Genomic DNA, 19,654 nt, shown 5'->3' on the forward strand with positions numbered 1-19,654 from the left:
TAGAAAAGGAATCAGGCGTCGCCGGTCAGCCGGTCAGGCCATGTCCACAGCTATGCATGGGCTTGCGGTAGCGCAGCGACAACGGCGTCACGAAAATGGCCAGAACGATGAAGGCCGTGGGAATCCAGACTAGCCCCATCGGCCAGAAATGCACGACCGATCCCATTAGAACCGGCAACAGGCCGCCCAGTACTGCCTGAGACAGGTTGTAGGTCAGCGCGATGCCGGTCACGCGGACTTCGGGCGTAAAACTGCGCACCAGGATGTTGTGCATCATGGTCGTGAAACCCGCGCCGAAGCCCACCATGGCCCAGGCGTAGGGCAAGGTCTGGGGATCGGGCGCGGCAAACGCCCAGTAGATGCCGACCGCCGTGCCAAGCGCGAACAGCGTGATCACCGGCACCCAGCCGAAGCGGTCCAGCAGAGCGCCGCCGACGAGCGTGCCCGCCAGGAGCGCGAGCGTCATCCACAATTGCGCGTGATGGACCACCTCGCGCGAGAAGCCTAGTTCCACCTGCAGGTACGTCACCGGAAAGAGCAGCGCCGCGGACAAAACGCCGGCCGTCGTGGCGCTGGCGGCCAGGCAGATCAGGACTTCGCGCGGCTGGCGGCGGAACAGCGTGCGCAGCGGCATGACCTCGGAAGCGTCCTTGCGCCGGCGCATCTCCTCGAAGACCGGCGTCTCCTTGACGTGGCGGCGCAGCCAGGCCGACATCAGCCCGAACACGCCGCCCGCGATGAACGGCAGCCGCCAGCCCACGCTGGCCATCTGCGACTTGTCGAACAAGGCGCCCGTTCCCATGACTGCGAAGATGCCAAGGATGGTGCCCAGCGTGAACGCCGCACCGAGCGTGCCGATCGAAAAGCCGAGCCGGCGTTCCGGCACGTGTTCGGCGATGAAGGTGATGGCGGTCGGGAACTCACCGCCCATGGCCATGCCCTGGCACAGCCGGCACAACAGCAGCAACAGCGGCGCCACGGCGCCGGCCTGAGCATAGGTTGGCAGCAGGCCGATGCAGAGCGTGGGCGCGGCCATCAGGATCAGCGTCACGCCGAACATGCGCTTGCGGCCCAGCTTGTCGCCTAGGACGGACAGCACCAGCCCGCCAAGCGGCCGCACCAGGTAGCCGGCGGCGAAAATGCCCAGCGTCTGGAGCTGGCTGAGCCACGCCGGCACCTCGGGCGGGAACATCACCGCGCTCAGCATCGGCGCAAGGAAGATGAAAATGATGAATTCGTAGAACTCGAGCGCGCCGCCCAGCGTGGAAAGGCCGAGCACGCGGTAGTGTTCGGCGTTGAGACGACTGTGAGCCAGCTCGCCGCCGGAATGGACGCCGGCGAGCGTGGTGGGTTGATTCATGGTGTGCTCCGGACTGGGCCGCAGTGAGGGCCGCGGGAATGGAAGGGCCGGCACGGGAACGCCGGCAAAAGCGCTTACTCCAGTCTGATGCCCAGCGAGGTCACCATCTTCTTCAGGCGTGCCGTCTCACTGTTCACCTGCTGGCGGAATTGCTCCGGGCTAGTCGGTTGCAATTGCAGGCCGTTGGCCAGGAAGGTGGCCTGCACCTGCGGATCGCGCATGGCTTCATGGAATGCCGCGACGAGCCTGTCGCGTATCGCATCGGGGATTCCCGCCGGCGCACCGAAGCCAAGCCACGACACGGCGCTGAATGGCACGCCCTGCTCACGCACGGTAGGCACATCGGGGAACTGGGGTGCGCGCGTATCGCCTGTAGTGGCGAGCGCCACCAGCTTGCCCGACTCCACCAGGTTGCGCACGGTCGGCGAAGAGAAGGCCATGTCGACCTGCCCGCCGACCAGGTCCTGCAGCAGCGGAGACTCGCCCTTGTAGGGCACATGCAGCAGCTTGATCCCTGCCGTGCTGTTGAACGCCTCGCCCCAGATATGGAAGGCCGTGCCGGCGCCGGTCGATCCGAACTTGTAAGCACCGGGCTTTGCCTTGGCCTGGTCCACCAGCTGGCGCAGGGTCCGAATGCCGCTGGACGCCGGCGTCGTGACAATGAACGGCGACTCGTAGCCCATCGTCAGATAGGTGAAATCCTTGCGGACGTCGTACTGGGCGGTCGCGTCCAGCACGGGGGCAACCACTGCGCCGGCCTGCGTGATGACGCCGATGGTGTAGCCGTCGCGCGGCGCGCGTGCGAGCGCCGCGCCACCGATTCGCTGACCCGCGCCCGGACGGTTCTCCAGCACCAGCGGCTGACCCAGGATGGCCGACACCTTCGTGGTCAGGATGCGCACATTGGCATCCACGGGCCCGGGCGGGAACGGCACGATCACGGTGATCGGGCGACTTGGCCACGGCGGCGCGGCGTGCGAGTACGCCGGTACGGCGGCGGCAGCAAAGGCAGCCAGGCCCAGCGCGGCAACGCGCAAGGCGGCATAGGGGCGCTTCATAGTTGTCTCCTGCGAGTACGCTTATTTTGTCAGTCGCCAGCGCGTCACCCATTGCTTGCGACCTTTATTGCTTCAATAGATGAACCTTATAGGCGGCGTAACAGGACTCCGCCTTCTGCTCAGGTACGCTCGATCACCATCGCCACGGCAACGCCGGCAGCGCCGGGAATGGCCACCACCGCGTACCGCCCGTCGATGCGCTCGAGTTCGTCCAGTGCAGTGCTAACGAGCATGGCGCCGGTGGCGCCCATCGGATGGCCAAGCGCAATCGAACTGCCGTTGACGTTGAACCGCTCGATATCGATGCCGAGCGTATCGATGAAATGCAGCGTGACGCCGGCAAACGAGTCACGGACCTCGAACAGGTCGATATCCGCCAGGTTCAGCCCGGCGCGCTGCAGCGCCTTCTGCGTGGCCTCCACCGCGCCGGTCTGCACGAATGGCACGCAGGCGTCCGCTACCGCCGCGATACGTGCGCGCGGCCGCAAACCGTGGCGTTGCAGTGCATTGCCGGATGCCACGAGCACGAGCGCCGCGCCATCGGCCATGCACGGCGAGTTGCCGGCGTGATGAACGTGGCGGATTACGTCGAGTTCCGGGAAGTGGCGCAGTAGCCGGGCATCGCCGCCCGCTTCGCCCTCGGCGGCGAAGGCCGGTTCCATGGATGCGAGCTTCGCGACAGTGGTGCCGGCCCGGATGGTCTCGTCATGCTTCAGCAGGATTTCACCGGCCATGTCGCGCACCGGCACAATGGAGGCGGTGAAACGCCCTGCCTCCCGGGCGGCCGCCGCGCGCTGCTGCGACAACACGGCGTAGTCGTCACAAGCCTCGCGGCTGAAGCCGTACCGCGTCGCCACGAGGTCCGCCCCGATGCCGGGCGACATGAAATGCGTGGCTTCGGCAATTTCGGGGTCGTTGCGCCACGCGCCGTTGTCGCTGAACATCGGCACGCGCGACATCATCTCCACGCCACCACCGACGGCAAGCCCCTCAGCCGCACCAGCCTGCAAGGCCGCAAGGCTGACGGCCGACAGGCCGGAACTGCAGAAGCGGTTGATGGTCGCCCCGGACATCGACGGGTTCCACCCCGCGTACAGCGCAGCGATCTTGCCGATATTCGACCCTTGCTCGCCGGACTGCGACACGCATCCGATCACCGCATCCTCCACCGCGCCGGTGTCAATGCCAGTGCGCGCGGCCAGCGCCTCGTACATCTGCGCGAGCAGGTGTACGGGCTTGACGCCGGCCAGCGCACCGGTTGCGCGTGCCTGTCCGCGCGGGGAACGCACGGCGTCCACAATAAAGGCATCCAATTCCTTGCTCCTTTGCTGTCGGTCATATTAACTTCAATATACGAACCATGTAATGACGATGTAAAGAAGATTGGCCTTGGTGTTTTCCCTAGAACGCCCCTGGAACCCTAGAAGAGCTTGACGCGCTCGCGCTCCAGCAGCTCGCCGCAGTGGCTGCAGCGCAGGTCGGCATGGAAGGCATGGCCACACATCTTGTGGACCATGATCTGCGGCGGGCCCTTGTCGCCGGCGAGCCAACGGTCGCCCCAGCGCATGAGCTGCAGGGTGTAGTGGTGCTGTGCCAGCCCCTTGGCAGTAAGCAGGTATTCGTCGCGCGGCGGGGAGTCCTGGTAGCGGCGGCGTTCGATGAGCTCCAGCCCCACCAGTTCGTCCAGACGCTGGCCGAGGATATAGGGCGGAATGTACAGCTCGGCCTCGATCTCGTTGAACCGGCGGCTGCCGCGAAAGATGCACCCCATCACCATCGGCGTCCAGCGATCGCCCACCGACTGGATGATCTGTGAGCGCAATGCGTGCTCGCCAGGGCTCTTAACGCTGCTGGCGTTCATGCGCCGCCGCGAACGCGGCGGCAGCATCGGCTCGGTGCCTTGCCCGGGCCCGGGACCGCGCGAGATGTCGGCAAGCTGCAAGGGTTGCGCGCAATGGCTGCATGACGACACGGGGCGGATCACATGGCCACAGTCGAGGTGCTCGAGCCTAAAACGCATGTCGTTGGGGTCCGGATCCCAGCTCACTTCCCAGTCCCACATGGTCAGCAGCACGCGCCAGAAATCCAGGCCCATCTCGGTCAGCCGGTACTCGTAACGCTGGGGCACGCTCTGGTACTCCTCCAGCACGAACATCCCCGACTCCACCAGATAGTTGAGCCGCTTGGTGAGCACCGCCTTGGGAATCCCAAGCCGCTCATGGAAGTCGGAAAAACGCCGGACGCCGCGAAAGGCTTCGCGCAACAGGCGCAGGACCCATCCATCACCGACGATGGCTAGGGCTCGGACCACGGAGCTGTTGGCGATGTGCCGCTGAGTCACTGGCATGAAAACGGTTCGTTGAAAAATTGCGTATTGTACCCGCGGCATCACTCCGCGCCCGGATCGGCAACTGAGCCAGGGAAGACCCTGAGCCGCGAAACTTGACCACTACCGGCCCATCAAATATATTGGTTCATATGTTGAAGTCTAGGCCACCTACCTGAATCCGGACGAGCGTGCCATGCTCATCCGGCGGAGTTCTTTCATCAGGGATGTGGCAATGCTTTGCCCATATGGTTCATATATTGAAGTAATAGGACAAGTACAACGCCCCATCATGAAGCCATCCGCCCCCACAGCTTCCCTGTTCGAGCACCTGAGTCTGCCGCTGATCGTCGCGCCGATGTTTCTGGTGTCTTCGGTCGAACTGGTCAACGCCGCATGCGCCAATGGCGCCATCGGCGTCTTGCCCTCCCTGAATGCCCGGACACCGGAAATCCTCGACGAATGGATCAGCCGAATCGCCGCGGCTCGCGACGCGCGCCTGTCGGCCGGCCAGCCGTGCGCACCCTGGGCCGTCAACCTGGTCGCGCATACCTCCAACCAGCGACTGCAGCCTGATCTGGAGATCTGCGTGCGGCATAAGGCGCCGCTGGTCATTACGGCGCTCGGCGGTCCGCGTGCCGTGGTGGAGGCGGTGCATGGCTATGGCGGCCTGGTGTTCGCGGACGTCAATACGCCCGAATACGCACGCAAGGCAGCGGCCAGCGGTGTGGACGGCCTGGTGCTGGTCTGCTCGGGGGCCGGTGGCCACACCGGCCCGATGGCGGCGCCACCCTTTGTCAGCGCGGTACGCGAATTCTTCGACGGGTACATCGTCGTCGGCGGCGGCCTGTGCGACGGCACGTCGCTGCGCGCCGTGCAGGCCATGGGCGCGGATTTCGGCTACATGGGCACGCGGTTCATCGCTACCGAGGAGAGCCACGCAGTCCCAGCCTACAAGCAGATGGTGGTGGACAGCGGCTTCGCCGACATCGTCTGCACCAACGCCATCACCGGCGCCTGGGCCAACAAGCTGCGGCCCAGCCTGGTGGCGGCCGGCCTCGATCCGGACAATCTGAAGCCACGCGACCGCTTCGATCTGAGCAACCGCGAGCAGGACGCCAAGGCGTGGAAGGACCTGTGGTCTGCCGGGCACGGCGTGGGCCAGGTCCATGCCGTGGAATCGACAGCCAGCGTGATCGACCGCCTGCGCGCGGAGTACCGGCAGGCCGTAGCGCGACTGAGCGACGACCGCTGGAGCAACGGCGCGCGCGCCGGCCAACTGTGAACAGGACCGGAGACGCACCATGATCATCACTCCGGAACAGGACATCGAGCAGTACACCCGCGCCGGCTGGTGGGGCAGCGAGACACTGTACGACGTCTTCCGCACCGCCGCCTCCACCGCACCGGACGCCATTGCGCTAGTGGATCCGCCAAATCGCCGCGATTTCACCGACGGTGCCCCCATGCGCCTCACCTGGCGCGACGTGTCGGACCGCGTCGATCGCCTTTGCTGCGCGCTGCTTGACGCCGGCCTGCGCCCCGACGACATCATCGTCGCACAGTTGCCGACGACCTGCGAGTTCCCACTGGTCTACCTCGCCTGCTGGCGGCTCGGCATCATCATCTCGCCAGTGCCGATGCAGTATCGCGAACATGAACTGCGCCAGATCGCCGACCACCTTGGCGCCAGCGCATTCATCGGCGTGCGTCGCCTTGGCAAGACCTGCCACGCCTCCGTGGCCGCCGCGCTTGCAGAAGGACATGCCACGTTGACGCGCATTCTGCTGTTCGGCGACAACGTGCCGCCCGGCATGACGAGCCTAGACGACTGCCTGCGCCAGCCTGCCGACAGCGAACGCCTGGCTCGCCATGAGACACGGCATCCAGTGGACGCCAACGCCGTCGCCACCATCATCTGGACCTCTGGCACCGAATCGCGGCCGAAGGCCGTACCGCGCACGCATAACCAGTGGCTAGTGTCACGCCGGCTGATGACGGATGCCGCCAGCCTGCGGAAAGGCTGTCACATTCTTTCGCCGCGCCTGCTCAGCACCATGGGCGGAATTTCGGGCAGCGTAGTGACGTGGCTGGACCGCGCCGCGCGGCTGGTGTTGCATCAGCCGATGACGCTCGACGTGTTCCTGCGGCAGATCCGGGACGAGCAGATCGAGTTCACCAGTGCGCCACCCGCCATGCTGCATGAACTGCTCAAGCACGAGGCGCTGCTGCAAGGAATCGATTTCTCGCGCCTGCGCCATATCAGCTCCGGATCGGCCGCGCTGTCGGAAGACGTGGTACGCACGTTCCGCGAACGGCATGGCGTGGAGATCCTGAACTTCTTCGGCTCCAGCGAAGGCGCGTCGCTGGCCGCCACGGCGCTCGACCTGCCTAACCCGGGCCTGCGCGGCCGCTATTTCCCGCGCTATGGCTCGCCGCAGTGCGTGTCGACCCAGAGCTCGGCAAGGTATGTCGAAACGCAGCTGATCGACCCCGGCACCGGCGAGACCATCGAGACGGTGGGCCAGACCGGTGAGCTGTGCTTCCGTGGCCCCAATGTGTTCTCCGGCTACTTCAACATGCCCGAGGTCACGGTCCGCACCTTCACTCCTGACGGCTTCTACCGAACCGGCGACCTGTTCCGCATCTCGGGCGAGCGCGGCGAGTACCTGGAGTTCGTCGGTCGCGCCAAGGACATCATCGTGCGCGGCGGGATAAACATCTCGGCGGAGGAGCTGGAATCGCTGCTGATCAGCCACCCTGCGGTTGAGAGTGCGGCCGTGGTCGGGTATCCCGACGACAAGCTCGGCGAAAAGGTGTGCGCAGTGATCGTGCCGGCGCCATCCGCTGCAAACGACCCGCCCACGTTGCAGGCGCTGTGCGAATACCTGCTGCAGGTGCGCCAGGTCGCCATCTTCAAGCTGCCGCAGCGCCTGCTGATCGTTGCCGAACTGCCCCGGAATCCCGCCGGGAAGATCCTCAAGGCTCCGTTGCGCGAACTGGCGCAGCAGGCCACCGATGCCACCCCCCTGACCGCCTTCCACATCCATCACAAACCATGACCGAGACACGACTCCCCGACTACAGCGTCACCGGCGACGGTGACACCACAGTCTTCCTGCTTCACGGCGCCTTTGGCGCGAAAGACTATTGGCGCGACCAGATCGCCGCGCTGGTCGCCAACGGCTACCGCGTGGTGGCCTGGGACGCCCCCGGCTACGGCATGAGTCCGCTGCCCGATCCGTTCAATGTGGACGTTGCCGCCGCCGCGCTGGTGTGCCTGATCGACGCAGTCGGCGGGCGACGCAACGTGCTGCTCGGCCACAGCATGGGCGGCATGATTGCCCAAGCCGCGTTCGACCTGCGCCGCGAGCGCGTGCATGGCCTTGTCCTGTCGGCGACCAGCGCCGCGTTCGGCAAGGCCGACGGTGAATGGCAGCAGAAGTTCGTGCGCGACCGCGTGGCGCCGCTTGATGCCGGCAGGACCATTGCCGAGTTCGGCCCGGACATGCTGCGCAGGATGATGGCGCCTGGCGCCGCCGGCCCCGGTGTGGCCCGCGTCATCGATGTGGTCTCGGCCATGCGGCCAGAAACCTTCCGCGCGGCGATTCATGCCATTGTCGGCTTCGACGGCCGCCACATCCTGCCCCGCATGCAGGTGCCGGTGCTGTGCATTGCCGGCGAGCACGACCTCACCGCCGCCCCTCCTGCTGTGATGGAAAAGCTTGCCGCCCGACTGCCCCACGGCGAGTTCGTCTGCATGCCGGGTGTCGGCCATTTCGCCTGGGCGGAACAACCCGAGGCCTTCAACCGGCACCTGCTCGATTTTCTCCAACGTCGCATCGGCGACTGACTCCTGTTCCCACCATGAAAACCATCAGCTTCCAGGCCAGTCCCACCATCGTCTGGCCGAACGAGAACCCCTACCTGAACGATGCCTGGCGTCCGGTCGACACCGAGTGGACCGCCACCTCGCCCGACCTGGAAATCATCGGCGAGATCCCGCGCGACCTCAGCGGCCTGTACGTTCGCAATGGCCACAATCCGGTGCACGAGTCCATCGGCCGCTATCACCCGTACGACGGCGACGGCATGGTGCACGCCATGGCTTTCCACGGCGGCAAGGTCCAGTATCGCAATCGCTGGGTGCGCACGGTGGGCTTCCTGGCCGAACAGGCGGCGGGCAAGTCGCTGTGGCCGGGCATCATCGAACCGCGCAAGGCCGCGCTGCGCGGCTGGGGTTCGATCGGCGCCATGAAAGACAACGCGGGAACGGACATTATCGTCCACGGCGGCAAGATCCTGGCGGCTATGTCGCAATGTTCGGAACCGTACCGCATATCACCGTTCAGCCTGGAAACCACCGGCGTGGAGCCAAACTGGGCGCGTGCGCTGTTTCCGCGCGGCATCTGCTCGCACTTCAAGGTCGACGAGCACACCGGCCACATGATGTTCTTCAACTTCGGCGAGACCCCGCCGTACATGAACTACGGCGTGGTGGACCGCGACAACCAGCTCGTCCACTTCGAGCCCATCGAACTTCCCGGCCCGCGCTGGCCGCACGACCTTGGCATGACCGAGAACTACTGCGTGCTGCATGACCTGCCGCTGTTCTTCGATCCGGAACGCCTGCGCCAGGGCTCGCACCGGCTCGGCTTCTGGCGTGACGTTCCGTCACGCTTCGGCATCATTCCACGGTTCGGAAAGAACGTCGACGTGCGCTGGTTCGAAGCCGAGCCCTGCTACATACTGCACCTGTCCAATACCTTCGAAGAAGGGGACGAAGTGGTGATGGACGGCTGCATCCAGACCAATCCGCTGCCCGACATTTCCGGCCTGCCGACCGAAGGCTACGAGCGACTGAAGGCCATGCTCGACCTACACTTGCAGAAGGCCCGCATGCATCGCTGGCGCTTCAACCTGCGCACCGGGCAGACACGTGAGGAAGACCTCGACGACCAGGTGACGGAATTCCCGATGGTCAACGGCCTGCACAACGGACGCTCCTACCGCTACAGTTACAACGCCATTCCGAACAAGGGGTTCTGGCTGCTCGAAGGCCTGAAGAAGTATGACCTGCTCACCGGCCGGACGCAGACCTACATGCTGCCGCAAGGCTGCTACCTCAGCGAGGCGCCATTCGCGCAACGGCGTGGCGCCACGGCGGAAGACGACGGCTACCTCGTCACGTTTCTGACCAACCTCAATACCGGCAAGGGCGAGTGCGCCATCTTCGATGCACGTGACATCACGCGGGGACCCGTCGCACGGATCGTGCTGCCGCAACAGGTGCCCACCGGCGCGCACGCGTTCTGGGCCACGCCGGACATGCTGCCCGACTTCGAAGCTGGCTTCGAGGCTGCCCTGCAGGGCAACTACTAAGCCAGTCGGCGCGCCCCGGCGGCGCGCCGGCATCGCGGCAGGACCCGCAGAGGTCCAGCCAATCCATTGAAAGGACGGAGACAACCCATGCAATCCCTCACCTGCGCCGCTGCGCTGGCCTTGCTCTGCGCACCGGCACTCGCCAGCGCGCAGACCACCATGCTGGTCGGCGGCCAGCTCAAGCTCGGCCTCGACATGACCTCCATCAGCGGCTCCGGCCGCACAGGCGGCACGTCCGCCCGCGCCTACCGCGAATCGAACAACACGAGCTTTTGGTTCATCGACGGCAAGGAACAACTGGCGCCGGGCCTGAAGGCCCTCTATCACCTGGAATGGGACTTTGCGCTTGACACCGGCGTCCAGGGTGCCGGCCGTACGTTCTACGTCGGCCTTGACGAAGAACGCTTTGGGCGCCTGAAACTAGGCCGCCAGTCGGTTTATTTCAGCCACCATTGGTTCATCAACGACACGCACGGCTCATTTGACGCAGCGCCCAATGCCGCCAACTCGCTCAATGTCCTCGGCACCATCAACGGCGCCAACTTCGCCGGCAACTTCCTGAACAACACGGTCCGCTACGAGTTTCCGGTCATCGCCGGCTTCTCGGGAATGGCATCCTACTCCTTTGACGCCGAACAGCCGGGCGCTGGCCGCAACCATACTTGGTACGTCAGTCCGACGTACACCAACGGCGGCTTCAAGGCCGGCTACTTCCACATGCAGCGTGACAGCCAGGGTACCTTGCCTCTGCAGACCGTCGGCTCGCTGGACCAGACGGCCGACAAGCTGGCCATTGGCTACACGTGGAACGGCTTCCGCGTGGGCGTCGTGGTTGACCGTAACCGCGTGACCAACCGTGCAACCAATCTGCGGCAGGACCGGATCGCCTACGCCGTCCCGCTTGGGTACAGCTTTGGCCCGCACCTGGTCGCACTGACTTGGGGGCAGGCGTTCTCGATGCACGAAAACGGTCATACGGTGGATGACACCGGCGCAAAGATGCTTTCCATAAGCTATCAGTACAGCCTGAGCAAGCGCACCACACTCGATGTCTCTTATGTGGAGCTGCGGAACGAGCGCAACGGGCGATATAACTTCTGGGTTGGCGGACTGAAGTCGGGATCCCAGCTGTCGACGGCGGACGCGGGGGCTCGTGCTCGAATGGCCTATGCGGGCATCAAGCATCTGTTCTGAAGACGTTCGACATGGGCAATCAGGCTCGTCCCGCTCGACCGGGCACAACGAACCTGGCGCCCTCCGCGCTGACTGATGGTGGCGGTCATATTGTTGCCAAACTGGGGCACCGCGCCACCGAGTCCGGTCTGGCTGACATATGCCTGGTTGTCCTGCCCATACTGCCCGACGAGCGCCCGGTTGTAGGCACCGTTCTTCGTGACATCGACACGATTGCCGTCTCCCTGCTGCGCGGTGCTCAACTGCACCGCCTGGTCGGCACGGCAAGCGCCAAGAACAAGCTGTACTTTGAACCCCGCCCTACATGAACTACGGCGTGGTGGACCGCGACAACCAGCAGGCGTTCCGGATCGAAGAACAGCGGCAGGTCATGCAGCACGCAGTAGTTCTCGGTCATGCCGAGGTCATGCGGCCAGCGCGGGCCGGGCAGTTCGATGCGCCGGCTGTACACATCCAACACCACTGCACTGAAGGTACTTTCCCCTTACCGGCGCGAGCATATCAATCGGCTCGGGGACTACCTGCTGGACCTCCAGAGACGGGCTCCGCCACTCGATTCAACGATAGAATTTCTTTTAAAATCAGCCGCTTAGCGGAGATGTGGCGGATTTTTTACGAATAGCGGCCAACCCTCAACCTGTCTCTCGCGTTGGTAAGCCGGGAGTCGCCGTTGGGGAGCGTCGATCTGCTTGAAGTCGGCTGAGCCGCCGCCCGTGCCGGGTTCATAGTGGCCTTCGAAGCATGTGCGCCACTTTTGCAGCAAAAGTGGGAAGCACTGCGTCGCCAACTATTGTTGGATTTTTTTGAGGTCTATTGATGTAAAGTGTTAATTTGGTGTTAAACGCTTTAAACGAGATTCTGTCCGTCAAAGCATTATTTATTTGCCATCAGTCTGGAGATACAGATGCAGCTCGACCTGTTCGGCGCCACACGAGAAGAGGCGACTCAGGACGCGGCACCGCCCGTACTAGCTCAGGAGGGAACGTGGCGTCCCCCTGAAGCTCTGGCCTTCGACGCCGCCTTGCGTAGTGGATCGCTGATCAACGTCGTTGCGATTCTAAATAAGCTCAAGACCGAAGCTGCGGCCAAGGTTCTACTCGCATCGGGGTTCGCGGTCACTACGATGAAAGACCGGGCCCAACTCATGAAGGATGTGCAGCCGCAACTGATGGCGGCGGTGCGCCTCAAGATGACTGGCTCCGAACTGCACGAACATCGGCGTCAAGGGCAGTCCCAACAAATCGACCTGGCCACGTCCAATTCTGGTACATTAATTAATAACATTGACAACACACAGGACCCGGCTGGGAGCCAAGATCATGGAAGCACTCTACAAACGCGAGCTGTACGGCGAGACGACGGCCCTCAAGATCGAGGTGATGGGATCGACGGCGGTCTCCATCGCGAATCGCTGGGCGATGGGCTGGCCGGATCGAGTGGTCTCGCTGCTGGTGGCGAATCAGTATCTGGGCAAGCTGACCGAGCAGACCAATCTGGAGAAGGACGTGCTGGCGAACGAGATGGAGAACTCGCATCTGTCGCCCAGCGAAATTCTGACGATGCACGGCGTCCAGCAGGAAGCACCGGAAGTGGATCGCCTGGTGGACTGAGCGCACCGGCCACGGGTGCCCAGCCTCCCTCCGCTCAAACCTCCAACAACGGCATAGCCTTACTGCGCCAAATCGAAGAGGCCTGGCGTGGCGCCATCCCCGAAGACGGCCGCTTTGTTACCCATCGCCTATACCCGGCAACAGTGACACTCAACGGAGTGTCGCGTCGGTTTGGCGTGAGCAAAGCCAGCGGCGCCGGCCCGTTCCACCTTACGGCCCTGGTGCAACACCAGCTTGGCCCCCAGTTCAACTACTACAAGCTCACCCGAGATGGCGAGTTGATCCGGGAGGGGCAAAAGAATCTTTGGGCGTTGACGGCAGAAGCCCGCGATATCCATATTCAAGAATTCAGGGCCGTGTTTCAGCCGCTGGCAGTGGACCAGCAAGTGCCTGCTGTTGCCACGCCACATACTGCGCCCGCCGAGACGCCTATGGCAGTCGCGCCTGCGCCAATGGGTCAATCACCCGTTGACACGCAACAGCCCCCGCCGTCTGATCGCACATCAGAAGCGACCGTTTCGCCCATCCGCCGCCCTGCGTTTGTCGGCCCAATTTCGTACACCCGCGAGCAGTTGGAGAGCATGTACGTCACGCAGATGACGGACCAACAGTTGCGCCAGGCCTCGGCATTCTTCACCGAAGGCAGCCGCGCGCAAGCGATTCGCATCCAAATCGAAAAGCGCGAACAAGAGGCGCAAGCCGCCCAAGCTGCAAGGCAGCAAGCAGAAGAGGCCCAAGCCTTTGCCTCGGTACGAGAAGTAAAGCCGGCAGGGCAAGAGCGGTACGGCGAGCGACTGGACCACGTCATTACGGATGCCGACCGGATCGGGCAGGGCGGCCTCATGGAGAAGTACCGCGACAACGTCCGTGCTATCGAACTGGTGCGCACGCTTGATGCACAGAACCGCAATGCGACAGAAGATGAACTGCGCGTGCTGGCCAGATATGTAGGATGGGGCGGACTGAAAGGCGTATTCGATCCCGAAAACAAGGCTTGGGCGCAACAGCATGGTGAGTTGAAGTCGCTGCTGACGGATGCGGAGTGGGCAGCGGCGAGCCGCTCGCAGCTTGACGCCTTCTATACGGCGCCGGTAGTTGTCGATGCCATGTACGCAGGCCTGTCCCGGATGGGCTATGACGGCGGCCGCATGATTGACCCGTCCATGGGCAGTGGAAACTTCGTCGGCATGATGCCGGCAGAGATGCGGCGCGAGTCGAGTATTCACGGCGTGGAGCTGGACATCCTGACGAGTCGCATTGCTTCGTCGTTGTACCCAACGGCCAAGATCGCCAAGGCCACAGGTTTTCAGGCGTATAACGCACCTGTTGGCTATTTCGATCTGGTGGTAGGCAACCCGCCTTTCGGTAGCCAACCCATCGCTGACGAGCGAGGATCGGCATACTCCGGCTGGTCCATTCACAACTATTTCTTCGCCAAGAGCATCGAGTTGTTGCGGCCAGGTGGTCTCATGTCAATGGTCGTGTCGCACAACTTCCTGGACAAACTCGATCCCCACGTACGGCAGTGGATCTCGCGCCGAGCTGAGCTTGTGTCGGGAGTGCGACTGCCCAACGACACCTTCAAGGGCAATGCCAATACGGAGGTCGTGACCGATATTCTCGTCTTCCGTCGTATCGACCACGAAAACACGCTGGGGCGCGATGAGCGTCCGGACTGGCTCGAAACCACTGACATCGAGATCCAGAATCCGAAGTCGGACGAGCACGCCTTGGCTGCGGTCAACAACTACTTCCTGAAGAACCCGCAGAACGTCTTGGGCACGCATTCTGCCGAAGGCTCGATGTACCGGGCCAACGAATACACCGTGCTGCCAGACGAGTCCAAGGGCACGCTGCAGGAACAACTCGCACGCTGGGTCGAAACGCTGCCCCAAGGCATCTACTCACGCGTCGAGCGCACGGATGAGGTCGAGGTGTCTGCAGAGGCGACCGACATCCCAGAGCACGTGAAGGAAGGGTCGTTCTTCATCAAAGAGACAAAGGACGGCCCTCAGGTCTGGCAGCGCTTGTCGGATTTGCGGAATGTACAGCGCGCGGCCCAATGGGAGCCGCCCAATGAACGCGCTGGCGAACGGATGGTGGGAATGATCCGCACCCGTGAGGCCTTACGCGAGCAAATGCGTCTGGAGCGCAGTCCAGAGGCCACCGATGTGCAAATTGAGGCGAGCCGCCGCGAACTGAACCGGGTCTATGACGGCTTCCGCGGCAAGTTTGGCTTCCTCAACGATCCCGTCAACCGGCGCATCTTCCTTGACGACACTGAGTCGCCACTGGTGCAAGCGCTGGAGTTCGACTACGAAAAGGCCATCACTCAGACCTACGCACAGGAGCATGGCGTCGAAGCCAGGCCTGCGCGTGCGGTGAAGGCGGACATCTTCAGCCGGCGCGTGCTCTTTCCTCCCGGCGAACTGGAGGTCGTGGAGACTGCCAAGGATGCGCTGCTGCACTCCCTCAATCAACGCGGTCGCGTTGATCTGGAGTACATGCAGCGTGCCTATGGCCGAGGGGAAAAGGAGATCCTTGCCGAGTTGGGTGAGTTGGTCTACACGGATCCCAAGTCCGGTACCGTGGTCACGGCCGATGAGTACCTGTCGGGCGACGTGAAGACAAAGCTTGAGCAAGCGCTGGCGGCAGCGAAGGATAGTCCGGAGCTGCAACGCAACGTGCAGTCCCTGCGGGGAGTCATCCCCGCCGACAAGATGCCTTCGGAAATCCACGCGGCAATCGGCGCGAGCTGGATACCGACGAAGTACTACCAGGCCTTTGCCCGCGATATCTCAGGCGGTGAGGCCGCCTTCACCTACGTACGCGCCACAGGCCAGTGGCTCATGAGCGAGAAGCAGGGCATCGACTTCGCGAAGAACAACGGCGAGTTCGGTACACCCAAGCTGGGTGCCATCGACATCCTGGCGCTGGCGATGAACAGCCGCGCCCCCGAGGTCAAGAAACCAGAGGTCGTGGATGGGCAGACTCGCTACGTCACCGACGAAGAGCAGACTGAAGCTGCCCGACAAGCGGCCGACAAAATTCAGTCGCACTGGGACTCCTGGCTATGGGCCGATCCCGAACGTGCGCAAGAACTGGCCGGTATCTACAACGAGCGATTCAACCGCACGGTGGAGCGCAAGTTCGACGGGGCGCACCTGACATTCCCGGGGATGAATCCGGGCATCGAGCTGCTTGGCCACCAGAAGAATGCCGTTTGGCGCGGTCTGCAAGACCGCACCATGTTGCTGGACCACGTTGTCGGCGCCGGGAAGACTTACGAGAGCATTGCCATGTTCATGGAGATGCGCCGACTGGGTATCTGCAACAAGCCAATGCTTGTGGTGCCCAACCACTTGACATTGCAATGGCGCAGCGACTTCTACCGACTCTACCCCGGTGCGAACGTCCTTGCGGCCACGCCGCAGGATTTTGAGAAGGAGAATCGCGAGCGCCTGTTCTCAAAGATTGTGACGGGCAACTGGGACGCCGTGATCATCGGTCACTCGGCCTTGAAGAAGATCCCCTTGCCGCCTGGCGCGGAGATCGAGGTCATCGGCGAGCAGCTTGACGATATCAGCGGCGCCATTGAGGACATGAAGCGTGAGCGGGGAGACCGTCACGTCATCCGCGACATGGAGAAGATCAAGGCCAACTTGGAAGCCAAGGTGACGCGGCTCAAAGAGAAGGCCGGCGAGAAAACCAAGGTCGTGGACATGGCTGACCTGGGCATCGATGGCCTTGAGGTCGATGAAGCCCACGAGTTCAAGAACCTGTTCTTCAATACGCAGATGAACCGCGTAGCGGGCCTAGGCAATCCGGCAGGTTCTGGCAAGGCGTTCGATCTGTTCGTCAAGACGCGTTGGCTTCAAAAGACCTACGGCGAGGACGTTCCGCTCGTTCACGCTACAGGCACGCCTGTCTCGAACTCGCTGGCCGAGATGTTCACGGTCCAGCGCTACCTGCAGTATGACAAGCTCAAGGCTCAAGGCCTCCACGTCTTCGATGCGTGGGCAAAGCAGTATGGTGACGTGCAGAACGTCTACGAGGTCGCGCCGTCGGGCACAGGCTATCGGTTGTCGCAACGCTTCGCCAAGTTCAAGAACCTGGGCTCGCTCATGGGCGAGTACCGCAGCTTCGCCGACGTGGTCACGCTCAATGATCTCAAAGCGCAAGAGCTGGCGCGCGGCAGGGTATTCCCCGTGCCGAAACTCGCCGGTGGCAAGCCCATGAACGTTGTCGTGCCTCGCTCCAAGCTTCAGGAAGCCTTCTTCGGGGTGCCTGAAATCGCTCGCGAGAACGACGGCGGCATCCGCTTCGAGATGAGTCTGGATCCCGACAAGCCCATCAGCATCCAGCGAACCGACGACGGCAAGTTCGAGATGCAGCAGCAGGATGGCGAGTATCTGCGTCGGGGCGCCCGTCGCTACGAGACGGCGGAGGAGGCGGCCTACATGACAGCCCTCTCAGCCATCACGCCCGTCATGCGCATCGATCCACATTCGATCATTGGCCAGTTTGAGAACCTGCGGCAACTCACTCGGCAGACCAAGGGCAAGATCAACGCGTTGTCGCTGACAGGGCTGGCGAACAAGGCAGGCCTGGACTATCGCCTCATCGACCCAACGGCACCAGACGACCCCCATAGCAAGATCAACCACGCCATCGATAACATGGTGGAGCAGTGGAAGCGATGGGACGCGGATAAGGGAACACAACTTGTGTTCTGCGATCTGTCGGTGCCTTTGTCGGCGAAAGCAAAGATGGCCAGCAAGGAGAAACGGATCTACGTGCGCGACGAGAACGGCGCGCTTACCCACAAGAAAGGAACGCTGCACACTCTCAAAGAGTACGAGGGTCTTCCGTACTACCTTGTCGCCAGCGGGCGCAAGAACGACCGCACATTCTCGATGTATGACCCGACCACGGGCCAACTCATGAAGGAAGGCCTGGACAGCAAGCCAGGTGCGCACGACTTCTTTTCTCGCCTTGTGAAGCAGGAGGGCGGAACTGAGCGCTGGCTAGACATGCGCGAGCGGTCCCGTCCAATCAGTGAGGATGAGATTGAGGAGTACAAGAACGAGAATTCTCTGGACGTGGAAGGTGATGCAGCCGACGTAGAGTTTTCGATGGCGGACATCGAGGGTGCTACGGGTGTCTCGGGCTTCTCCGTCTACGACGACATGAAGGCCAAGCTTATTTCGCGCGGCGTACCCGAATCGGAGATTGAGTTCATTCACGATCACGACACGCCGCAGGCAAAGGATGCGCTTTTCAAACGCACGAACGCGGGCGAGGTGCGCTTTCTCTTTGGCTCGACACCTAAGATGGGCGCCGGCACCAACGTGCAGAAACTCATCGTCGGCCTCCATCACATCGATGCGCCGTACCGCCCATCAGATCTGGAGCAGCGCGAAGGCCGGGGTATCCGGCGCGGCAACATGCTGTATGAGCGCGATCCAGAGGGTTTCGAGTTGAACGTGTACCGCTATGCCACGTCGCAAACCTATGACACGAGGCGCTGGCAGTTGCTGGAGCACAAGGCCTCGGGCATTGAGCAATTGCGCAACTATACGGTCGGCGTCAATGAGATCGAGGACGTGACCACGGAGGCCGCGAACTCGGCGGACATGAAGGCGGCAGCCAGCGGCAACCCACTTATCCTGAAGGAAACGCAACTCTCCAACGAAGTGAAGAAGCTGCGCAACTTGGAGCGTGCGCATCGCGATGGCCAGTTCTCGATGCAGTCGCGGCTCCGCGCCAACCAGTACTTCGTCAGTCAGGGCGGTCCGAATGAACTGGCCCTGCTGGGGGGCTTGATGAAGCGGCGCGATGCAGCGGCGGAGCTGGCCCTGTTCGACGGCCAGCAGCTTCAGACTAAGGATGCGGTGATGGAAGCGATGGACGACATTCACGCTCACGTCACATCCTTGAGCACGGCCAAGATCCTGACCTACCGTGGCCTAAATTTCGAGTTTTCCTTTGACGAGCGGGCGAACTGGTTTCAGATGGTCATGCCCGATGGCGAGAAACGGCAGATGGAAGCGCTGTCACGCTCTGGTGTGGTGACACGCATGGACAATTTCTGTGAGGGCTTGGAAAAGGCCGTGACCGTGGTCCAAGCCCAAGTCGCACGAGCTGAGCACGAAGTGCAGGGCCTTTCGGAATTGGTCGCAAAGCCATTCGAGCAAGCGCAGGAACTGCAGGAAGCCATTGCCGAGCATGGCAAGGTGCAGCGCGCCCTGCGCAAGTCCAACTCTCTCGCAGCCGTCAAGCCCGAAGAGGCGCAGGCGTTCGCATCGGCGGTGGAAGTGCAGAAGGAAAAGCTGCGCGACATGGGTTTTGGGGAAGCCGTGGCGGAGATCGAGCGCGAGGAGCGAAACGAAATCCAACTCGCGCCAGGTGCCATGGGGGGCCAGCAGAGCGCAGCGCAAGCCGTGGACACGAACGGCGCAAGCATGGATGGTCCGGGTACGCGGCTATCCGGCGAGTTTGTCGGCCAGATCATCAAGATCGAGGGCGACGACGTGATCCAGAAGGTCAACCGCGCCGGGGAGACCGTCACGCACAGTCTGCGGGAACTGGAAAACACCAACGGCCGACTCAGCATCGGGGAGGTGGCGACAATCAAGTACGGCGCCGGCAGGGCGGAAGTCGTCGCGCGTGACACGGCTATCTCGCTTGATTAGTGAATGCTAAAATGCGCTATGCAATTCGC

General features: G+C 62.8%; 13 protein-coding genes. 7 read left to right on the top strand and 6 right to left on the bottom strand.

Annotated elements, in window-relative coordinates:
- Nucleotides 1-25: 25 nt before the first annotated feature.
- The 4 genes from A2G96_RS09320 to A2G96_RS09335 form a co-directional block, all read right to left on the bottom strand.
- Nucleotides 26-1,360 (bottom strand): MFS transporter, encoded by a 1,335-nt coding sequence (locus A2G96_RS09320; RefSeq protein WP_062798627.1) that lies wholly within the window; start codon nt 1,358-1,360, stop codon nt 26-28.
- Nucleotides 1,361-1,434: 74 nt separating this feature from the next.
- Nucleotides 1,435-2,418 carry a Bug family tripartite tricarboxylate transporter substrate binding protein gene (locus A2G96_RS09325; protein WP_062798629.1) on the bottom strand — a complete coding sequence of 328 codons (984 nt, stop codon included), beginning with the start codon at nt 2,416-2,418 and terminating at the stop codon, nt 1,435-1,437.
- A gap of 119 nt (nt 2,419-2,537) precedes the next feature.
- A complete protein-coding gene (locus A2G96_RS09330; RefSeq protein WP_062798631.1) occupies nt 2,538-3,731 on the bottom strand; it encodes an acetyl-CoA C-acyltransferase in 1,194 nt (397 codons plus the stop codon).
- 107 nt (nt 3,732-3,838) lie between these two features.
- Complete coding sequence (locus A2G96_RS09335) at nt 3,839-4,765, bottom strand: winged helix-turn-helix transcriptional regulator (protein ID WP_167354353.1); 927 nt, start codon at nt 4,763-4,765, stop codon at nt 3,839-3,841.
- Between the two features lie 271 nt (nt 4,766-5,036).
- Between A2G96_RS09335 and A2G96_RS09340 the strand changes: the two genes are divergently transcribed.
- The 5 genes from A2G96_RS09340 (at nt 5,037) to A2G96_RS09360 (ending at nt 11,320) form a co-directional block, all read left to right on the top strand.
- On the top strand, nt 5,037-6,029 hold the full coding sequence (locus A2G96_RS09340) for an NAD(P)H-dependent flavin oxidoreductase (protein WP_062798635.1): 993 nt from the start codon (nt 5,037-5,039) through the stop codon (nt 6,027-6,029).
- Nucleotides 6,030-6,048: 19 nt separating this feature from the next.
- Nucleotides 6,049-7,806 carry a class I adenylate-forming enzyme family protein gene (locus A2G96_RS09345; RefSeq protein ID WP_062798637.1) on the top strand — a complete coding sequence of 586 codons (1,758 nt, stop codon included), beginning with the start codon at nt 6,049-6,051 and terminating at the stop codon, nt 7,804-7,806.
- Nucleotides 7,803-8,597, top strand: coding sequence for an alpha/beta fold hydrolase (locus tag A2G96_RS09350; RefSeq protein WP_062798639.1), 795 nt, complete (start codon nt 7,803-7,805; stop codon nt 8,595-8,597). Before A2G96_RS09345 ends, A2G96_RS09350 begins: the two co-directional genes overlap by 4 nt.
- Before the next feature lie 14 nt (nt 8,598-8,611).
- A complete protein-coding gene (locus tag A2G96_RS09355) occupies nt 8,612-10,126 on the top strand; it encodes a carotenoid oxygenase family protein (protein ID WP_082818884.1) in 1,515 nt (504 codons plus the stop codon).
- A gap of 87 nt (nt 10,127-10,213) precedes the next feature.
- Nucleotides 10,214-11,320: a porin gene (locus A2G96_RS09360; RefSeq protein WP_062798641.1), complete on the top strand. Its 1,107-nt coding sequence runs from the start codon at nt 10,214-10,216 to the stop codon at nt 11,318-11,320.
- Here the strand turns inward: A2G96_RS09360 and A2G96_RS34370 are convergent.
- Complete coding sequence (locus A2G96_RS34370) at nt 11,293-11,568, bottom strand: curlin repeat-containing protein (protein ID WP_082818885.1); 276 nt, start codon at nt 11,566-11,568, stop codon at nt 11,293-11,295. The genes A2G96_RS09360 and A2G96_RS34370 overlap by 28 nt on opposite strands.
- Nucleotides 11,559-11,783 carry a carotenoid oxygenase family protein gene (locus A2G96_RS34375; RefSeq protein WP_150124083.1) on the bottom strand — a complete coding sequence of 75 codons (225 nt, stop codon included), beginning with the start codon at nt 11,781-11,783 and terminating at the stop codon, nt 11,559-11,561. Before A2G96_RS34375 ends, A2G96_RS34370 begins: the two co-directional genes overlap by 10 nt.
- An 856-nt stretch (nt 11,784-12,639) precedes the next feature.
- On the opposite strand from A2G96_RS34375, the gene A2G96_RS33835 reads away from it, so the two are divergent.
- Nucleotides 12,640-12,930, top strand: a complete 291-nt coding sequence (locus tag A2G96_RS33835) for a hypothetical protein (RefSeq protein WP_062798645.1) — start codon at nt 12,640-12,642, stop codon at nt 12,928-12,930.
- Between the two features lie 176 nt (nt 12,931-13,106).
- Nucleotides 13,107-19,625: an Eco57I restriction-modification methylase domain-containing protein gene (locus A2G96_RS09375; protein WP_062798647.1), complete on the top strand. Its 6,519-nt coding sequence runs from the start codon at nt 13,107-13,109 to the stop codon at nt 19,623-19,625.
- Nucleotides 19,626-19,654 lie beyond the last annotated feature (29 nt).

The sequence above is a fragment of the Cupriavidus nantongensis genome (genome assembly GCF_001598055.1).
Taxonomy (GTDB): Bacteria; Pseudomonadota; Gammaproteobacteria; order Burkholderiales; family Burkholderiaceae; genus Cupriavidus; species Cupriavidus nantongensis.

Bases quoted from the DNA above. Each gene is read 5' to 3' on its own strand.
- A2G96_RS09320 (WP_062798627.1), bottom strand. From the start codon at position 1,360: ATGAATCAACCCACCACGCTCGCCGGCGTCCATTCCGGCGGCGAGCTG.
- A2G96_RS09325 (WP_062798629.1), bottom strand. From the start codon at position 2,418: ATGAAGCGCCCCTATGCCGCCTTGCGCGTTGCCGCGCTGGGCCTGGCT.
- A2G96_RS09335 (WP_167354353.1), bottom strand. From the start codon at position 4,765: ATGCCAGTGACTCAGCGGCACATCGCCAACAGCTCCGTGGTCCGAGCC.
- A2G96_RS09340 (WP_062798635.1), top strand. From the start codon at position 5,037: ATGAAGCCATCCGCCCCCACAGCTTCCCTGTTCGAGCACCTGAGTCTG.
- A2G96_RS09345 (WP_062798637.1), top strand. From the start codon at position 6,049: ATGATCATCACTCCGGAACAGGACATCGAGCAGTACACCCGCGCCGGC.
- A2G96_RS09350 (WP_062798639.1), top strand. From the start codon at position 7,803: ATGACCGAGACACGACTCCCCGACTACAGCGTCACCGGCGACGGTGAC.
- A2G96_RS09355 (WP_082818884.1), top strand. From the start codon at position 8,612: ATGAAAACCATCAGCTTCCAGGCCAGTCCCACCATCGTCTGGCCGAAC.
- A2G96_RS09360 (WP_062798641.1), top strand. From the start codon at position 10,214: ATGCAATCCCTCACCTGCGCCGCTGCGCTGGCCTTGCTCTGCGCACCG.
- A2G96_RS33835 (WP_062798645.1), top strand. From the start codon at position 12,640: ATGGAAGCACTCTACAAACGCGAGCTGTACGGCGAGACGACGGCCCTC.